6 protein-coding genes are annotated in these 6,946 nt (G+C 37.2%); 3 read left to right on the forward strand and 3 right to left on the reverse strand.

Going from position 1 to position 6,946, the window contains the following annotated elements; all coding sequences use genetic code 11:
- Positions 1-105 precede the first annotated feature (105 nt).
- Entirely contained in the window at positions 106-345 is a 240-nt protein-coding gene (locus tag H6G97_RS41900) for a hypothetical protein (RefSeq protein ID WP_190946471.1), read from the reverse strand.
- 917 nt (positions 346-1,262) lie between these two features.
- On the opposite strand from H6G97_RS41900, the gene H6G97_RS41905 reads away from it, so the two are divergent.
- The 3 genes from H6G97_RS41905 (at position 1,263) to H6G97_RS41915 (ending at position 5,704) form a co-directional block, all read left to right on the forward strand.
- Positions 1,263-2,693, forward strand: coding sequence for a helix-turn-helix domain-containing protein (locus H6G97_RS41905; protein WP_190946472.1), 1,431 nt, complete (start codon positions 1,263-1,265; stop codon positions 2,691-2,693).
- A complete protein-coding gene (locus tag H6G97_RS41910) occupies positions 2,690-4,585 on the forward strand; it encodes a protein kinase domain-containing protein (protein ID WP_190946473.1) in 1,896 nt (631 codons plus the stop codon). Before H6G97_RS41905 ends, H6G97_RS41910 begins: the two co-directional genes overlap by 4 nt.
- Positions 4,586-4,681: 96 nt before the next feature.
- Complete coding sequence (locus H6G97_RS41915) at positions 4,682-5,704, forward strand: hypothetical protein (protein ID WP_190946474.1); 1,023 nt, start codon at positions 4,682-4,684, stop codon at positions 5,702-5,704.
- A 97-nt stretch (positions 5,705-5,801) separates the two neighbouring features.
- Here H6G97_RS41915 and H6G97_RS53970 read toward each other — a convergent pair whose 3' ends face one another.
- Together H6G97_RS53970 and H6G97_RS41920 are read right to left on the reverse strand one after the other, a co-directional pair.
- Positions 5,802-5,924 carry a CHAT domain-containing protein gene (locus H6G97_RS53970; protein ID WP_242055956.1) on the reverse strand — a complete coding sequence of 41 codons (123 nt, stop codon included), beginning with the start codon at positions 5,922-5,924 and terminating at the stop codon, positions 5,802-5,804.
- Positions 5,921-6,838: a CHAT domain-containing protein gene (locus H6G97_RS41920; protein ID WP_338421959.1), complete on the reverse strand. Its 918-nt coding sequence runs from the start codon at positions 6,836-6,838 to the stop codon at positions 5,921-5,923. Before H6G97_RS41920 ends, H6G97_RS53970 begins: the two co-directional genes overlap by 4 nt.
- Positions 6,839-6,946: the final 108 nt, after the last annotated feature.

A 6,946-nucleotide genomic window follows, 5' to 3' on the forward strand; every position in this document is an offset into this window, starting at 1 on the left:
CTACTGCTTGCAACTCAAATTGGTCTATGGCAGCGAAGGTGTCTTTGATACTGCTATTAAGATCATCGTAATCAAGTGCTGATTTGGTTTCTTCTCTATCTAGTGTCAGCATAATTTGTACCCTGATGCTAGCCACCACGCACGAATAGTGTGGCGCACCACTAGTGAAAGCAGCGAACACACACTAAAAGCTAATTCCACTTCTATAAAAAGTCTGACAATTTTCGCTTTAGCCAGGATATTGCTGAAATTCCCCTCTACTAGACCGCATACAAGATATGTAATCTTACTATCCGACCCAATGCGCTCTACTACTGCGCCCTTGGAGGTTTTGCTATAAGTCATGATTTCGCCCCTGATAACTCGGTTTACAAGCTTCAAAGGGGGTTGTATCAGTTATCAGTCAATAGTTGACAGTTATCAAGGACTGTAAATTCCAACTGATAACTGGTAACTGGTAGCTGATAAATGTTATTCGCGTTGCTACTGCTTTTGCTACGAAATTCGGGATATTTCTTAATCAAACTTAACTTTACAGAAATTTATAAATTTCGACAGCCAAAACATACCGCAAGGAATGGACTTTCCAAGCGGCAGATCCTATAATGGATCTGGCAGCGCGGATTATACTCTCGGACAAATTTAATAGTCGTCTCTGTCGCCAAACTTCAACGACAACTTATTTTGTTCCTTCGAGATCAACCCCGCTCTAAATCGATATGAAATTTAAAGCACGCACAAAGCGCTACTCCTTAGTGGCGCTTTGTACGTTAAATGCAGGTATTGTTGTATATTCACCTCTATTTTCCACTTTACGTAGGTAATAACCTGATCTTACAGAAGTTCTGGTCATCTGTTGTTCTGTGAGATTTTTACTTTTCACTTTTAAGTTCTCCACACTTGTAATGTTTGTGCCAAACCTCCTATCCGGAGAAGGGTTTTAACTTAAGTAAACCTGCGCCAGATGTTACAATTAGACCTGATGATCGGTTTTGTCAGTAAGTCTAGCTACCTATGGAAGGTATTTGCTGGTAAGGGATTGGTCAATTATCAGCTTTAAAATAGCTAACCTATAACCGTGACAATGTATTCACAGGTATTTATTGCTATCTAAGCCATGTAACATTTAAAATCTTATAACTTGAAGCGCAGATTGTAATCCCTATTTTAAGTTAATAATTGTAAAGAGAGTAGGGGTTGACAAGATTGGTCATAAGTAAGATGAAATACAGTATTGTTTGTAGTGGTATTACGGCTCAAGCATGAACTCAAGTCAAAATTTAGACATAAGAACAGTACTTGACATACTAGAAGCTCAAGTTCTTAGTTATACTGGCAAACGTTTGACTAAAGCTGAAAGGATTGTAATTGAAGGGTCTTGGCATGGTAAAGACTATAAGGAAATAGCAAGTGATTCTGGATACAGTGGGTATTATTTGCAGCAGGAAGTTGGACCACAGTTATGGACAACACTTTCAAAAGTTATCGGTAATGGGGTGCAGGTAAAAAAAATAACTTTAAAAAATATTTTGCTTAAAGTAGCAAAAGAGCATTGTATAAAGCTGGAAGCATCTAGGCTGGACGATGATTGTCTAGTGGGCAAGACGAGAATATATGGAGATTTGCCTAAGGCAGCGTTTTTCTATGGTAGAAAAAAAGAAATTATTGATTTGAAAAAGCAAATTAATTTTTCTAAAAAATCTTGCATAGCCATAACTGGAATAGGAGGAATAGGTAAAAGTCTATTAGTAGCGAAAGTAATCGAAGAAATACTTTTAGAGAAATCAGATGCATATGAATACATTGTTTGGAATACAGTTACTCGTTATTCATCCATTGATGAAGTAGTCACTGAATTAATTAGTATTTTCGACCTAGAAGCAGAGGAAAAAACTCTGCCAGGAAAAATTTCTTTGCTATCAAAACATTTTCATTTGCATCGTTGTTTACTAGTATTAGATGGTTTTGAAAAAGTGGCACAAGTAGAGAGTTTTAAAAGAAGATTAGAATATGAAGACTTTTTTGTTGGGATTACAAAAGGTCATCATAAAAGCTGCATATTAGTAACGAGTCAAGTGCCTTTAAAGGACATTGCTTACGTAACTCAAAGTTTGCCTATTGAATCTTTACGCTTGGAAGGCTTAGACTCAAATGCTGCAATGCAAATGCTACGTGATAAAGGATTATTTGGGGATGGATGTATACAATTAATTGAAACTTATCGCGGAAATCCATCAGAGTTAGATACAGTTGCTGAACGAATTAATCGCATTTTTGGAGGGAATGTTCAAAGATTCTTTGATTATGAAACTACGGTAATTGGCCCTAGACTTAAAGTAATGCTTAATATGCAATTTGGACAAGCTGGCTTTTTAAGCGATCTCCAAAAAAAAATCATGATTTTTTTAGCAGAAGAGCTATCAAAAGATTCAACTCCAATTCCCTTTTTTAAGCTTGTTAGTGGATTAAAAGAGCGATTAGCTTTAAAAGTGTCAGTTTCTGAAGTAATAACAGCAATGGAAGCCTTAGATGAACGTTCATTAATTGAAACAAGCAGAAAATCAAGTAAACAGGAAGTTTGTTATAGTTTGGAACCAGTAGTTAAGAAGTATATTTTGGTCGATGCACTTGGCTTGGTGTACGATAAGACAAGTGCATCACAAACAAGTAATGGCGTTCAGGAGCGAATGTGAGCTACTGTATAAATCCTCTTTGTACTCAGCGCCACAATCCTGATGATATTGAAAATTGTTTAGCTTGCGGGAATCCCTTATTAATAAACAAACGTTTTCGTTTGTTACATCCCTTACGTTCTTTAGATAAAGATCTATATACTTATACAGATATTTTTGAGGTTGATGACGTTGGTATCGTCGAGGATGAGGATGAGAATGATAGCACAGAATCCCATCCGCAGCATTCTCAAAGAAAAGTGATGAAAATCTTAAAATGGATAGACGAGCCTAAATTAGTTGAACTGCTTCGACGAGAATCAATTTTATTACAAATTCTTGACCATCCGGGAATTCCTAAGTCTAATAGAGAAGATTATTTTGCTTTGAGGCTGAATGACAATCGTTTAGAATTGCATTGCTTAGTAATGCAGAAGTTTGAAGGAGAGGACTTAGGGAAGTGGATAAAATCTTATGGAAAAATTCCTCAGAGCCTAGCACTTGATTGGCTTTCACAATTAATGGATATTCTTGATTTAGTTCACCGCTCTGGTGTGTTTCATAGAGATATTAAGCCAAATAACATTATTTTTCAACCCAACGGCAAATTAGCACTTATTGATTTTGGTGGCGCAAGAGATATTACTAGAACTTACTTAGCGAAAGTTAGTACTAGTGGAGGAACGAGCACAGGATTAGGTAGCGGACATGACATAACTATCGTTCGGACAGCTTGTTTCTCCCCTTTAGAGCAAATTAATGGACAAGCTGTACCACAGTCAGACTTTTACGCATTAGGCAGAACTTTTGTTAACTTAGTTACTGGTATTCCTTTAATTCAAATTAAAAGCGACGAAAAAACAGGGAGGCTACTTTGGAGGAATAAAGCACCTCATATCGATAAATCTTTGGCTGATTTTATTGATGATTTGATGGCTCCCTTTCCAGGGCAACGTCCACAAAATACTCAAGTAATTTTGCAGAGGTTAAAAAGCCTTTCTCTGCAAAGCAAATTAAATAGATTAATGAAGTCTAAAAAATTTTTATTTAGTGTATTAGTTACATTAATTATTTTAGGATTTTTTGGAGGCTTCCAAGTTTTTTTACCAATAATGGCTAATAAGTTAGTAGTAGAAGGCAAAAAGGCAGAAATAGCAAATGATTCGCAAACTGCACAAAACTATTTTAGCCAAGCTATAGAATATAATTCCCAACTTAAACTTTCTGTTTCCCAGTTTTACTTAGAGCAAGCTGCTCGTCATTTTAACGACTTCAAACTAGCGAAGAAATATTATGAGTTAGCCCTTAAATATAATGAAAAAGACATAAATGCTTATAATAGTTTAGCTGTAGTTTGTTGGCAGCTTGGAGAAGTCGCTTGTGCCTTAGAAAGTTATCAGCAAATTTTGAAATTAAAACCTAATGATTGGGAGGGGTACTATAGTTTAGGAAGTTTTTATGATCAAGAAGGAAAAGAGAATTTAGCTCAAGAACAATATAAAATAGCAATTAAAATTAGTAAGAAAGCAGTGCCCGCACTCAATGATTTATCGCGGCTCAGAAATCTCAAAGAAGACTATACTCAGGCTACTGCATTAGCGCTTGAAGGATTGCGCTTGACTGAAGACCCAAAACTACAAGCTGCTTTATATAAAAATTTGGGTTGGGCAAAGTTCATGCAAAATCAGTATAAGGAGGCAGAGAAATATTTACAAAAAGCAAGTGATTTAGACAGCAAGAGAATAGATGCTGTCTGCTTGCTGGCTCAGGTGCAAGAAGCTCTAGGTAAAATTGAGGATGCCAGACTTTCATGGGAAATCTGTATGCTTGCTAGGACTACTCAGCAAGATGTTTTTAAGTGGAGACAGGAATTACTAGACCGCCTCACCAACAACTCAAAAATCTCTCCATAGAGTGCATTGTGGGAAAGTTATAGACTCTAGCTATTTGTTTCGTTATCAAACTTATGTATGCTAATAAAAGGCAAGTAAGTACATAAAAAGTTTTTAATGCAGTTTTCACTCAACCATAGAAAGAAAAAAGTTTCTAAGCTTCAAATTGCAGCACTTATATCGATATTACCATCAACACTACTTTTATCAGATATTAGCAGCGCAGGAAGTCAGACTCAATCAGTAGCAGTAAAAAGTGGATGTCGCAAGTTTATAGGTCGAGTCTCTAGCTCAGGCGATCTCCACTTGCCAAGTGGAAGCCGACTGTGCCAAGGAGATCGGATTAATCCAGTTAAGGGAGCTACAGTCAAGGTTTTATGCTACTTAAATGGAGATTTTGTATACCTGAGGCATAGTACCGTGTTCAAGGAGCCAGATACGTGTACAGTGCCGCAAGAGATAGCAGAGCTATGTACGGGATTAAATCCGAGTAATTGCTATAACCCTAAGGGGGCAGGCGAGGAAAAAGAAGCACCAACCCTAATAAGCCCTTACGGGAGTTCAATGTTAAGTACGCGGCCTCAAATATCTTGGAGTGCTGTCTCGAACGCTACTAATTATACAGTAATTGTAAAGGGTTACGAATTTTATTGGGAAACAACAGTAGATCAGAAAACGACTACACTGACATACCCGAAAGAGCAAATAGAATTGCAACTTGGTAACACCTACAAAATTACTGTCATTGCCAACCGGAGAGGTTCTTTGATTAGTTCGGAGCCTTTAGTGATCAGTGTTTTGCCAGAAAAAGACCAAAAAGAAATTGCATATAAAGTAAAGCAGATCAATGATTTAAACTTGCCTCCAGACGAAGCCGCTTTTTTAGATTTAGATGCTGTATTTATGTCCAAAAGCCTTTTGAATGAGTCAATTGAAACGCTGAAAGCACGAGTGGCAGCAGGAAGTCAAAACCCCACTCTTTACCGAGTACTGGCAGATAGATATCTAGAAGCATGGTTGCCAAATGAAGCGCTTCGTAATTATCAGGTGGCAAATGAATTGGCGAAACGCACTAGGAATTCAGATGAATTAGCTAAAGTGCAACAAGGACTAAAGTTGGTGGAATGGCACAATAAGTAAAAGTTGGCAACGATAGCAACCAGATGTTGGCATTGCCGATTGCCAATATATAATTGTTAAAATTATCGATACCTTATGGTTGTGATTGCACGAAATTTCACAGCCATCCACCAACGAGCAAGAACGAAGCCCAAAAATAAGGATGGCTGTACTTAGAATTTAACATTAAATTTAATTGTGCTTGACGTAATGCCTCTGCTTTAGGAGTCCCGGACTTCAAGTTCCGTTCCTGTAAAACTCTTCCATAAGTAAAGCAGTGGAGTCAGCATCTACCTTCCATAAAGTTGCCACTGTACTTCTGGCACCTGCTTGTGCTGCTACACCAGCAATCCCCAATGCTGACCTCTTATTACCCTTAGCGGTTTCACAGGCACTTAAAACTAATAGTTCAATTCCATCTTCATTGGTTTGAGCGTTTAATTTTAGTAAATTATCAAACTCTAGTACAGTAATTGGTTTGTTCCAAGTAAAAAACATTGTTTTTTGGGCATCAGAACTAAATTGAGCATGAGTAGTTAGATGAAGAATGGAAAAATGATTTGTGCTCAACTGTTGTTCAAGCGCCTGGCTAGTAAACTTTTCATTCAATAAGACTGTTGAAGAAGTAGTTTGTTTTTTAACATCTTCTACCTCCTGTTCCACTCTTAACAATGCTTTTAAGCCTTCGGGAGCATTTAGAGCGTTAAAGCTGGGACTAAATTTAGATAGTCCAGCAATTAAGGCTCTTAACTGTTCTTTTGGTAAAAATTTAGGTGGTCTAATCTTAGAACCTAAAGTTTGAGCAATGCTGTAGCGCTTGAGCAAATAATCTTTGCCGTCATGAAGCAAACCTATTGGTAAGCTTTGTAAAGATGTATCTAAAGTAAGCACTAGCGTCCCTGATGGAGGTAAGTATGTCTTGACGGGTGCAATTAACAAGTCATAAAGGGATTGAGAAGGCGAAATAATCAAATTCTTATTAATAGAAGCTAGTCTAGAAGATTGTAATATTTCTAATAGATTATCGGTGCTAGTTTTAACTAGCTTGGAGTCAACAGAATGGTGGTGAAAGGAGCCATCAGAAGACTGGACAATTACTTCTACGGTATTATCTAAATCAATAATGTGAACTACTGTTGGAGGGTTGGACCCCACCTTCCGCACCCTAACTGTCACACATCAACAAAAAGCTGACAGAGTAGTACATAAGAACTAAATTGAATGAAAAAGTTAAGAGACTTAATGAGAAGAAGTAGTATTAAG

The sequence above is a fragment of the Nostoc flagelliforme FACHB-838 genome, assembly GCF_014698065.1.
Lineage (GTDB): Bacteria > Cyanobacteriota > Cyanobacteriia > Cyanobacteriales > Nostocaceae > Nostoc > Nostoc flagelliforme_B.

Excerpts from the sequence above, each read along its gene's own strand:
- H6G97_RS41900 (WP_190946471.1), bottom strand. The coding sequence starts at position 345 with ATGACTTATAGCAAAACCTCCAAGGGCGCAGTAGTAGAGCGCATTGGG.
- H6G97_RS41915 (WP_190946474.1), top strand. The coding sequence starts at position 4,682 with ATGCAGTTTTCACTCAACCATAGAAAGAAAAAAGTTTCTAAGCTTCAA.
- H6G97_RS41905 (WP_190946472.1), top strand. The coding sequence starts at position 1,263 with ATGAACTCAAGTCAAAATTTAGACATAAGAACAGTACTTGACATACTA.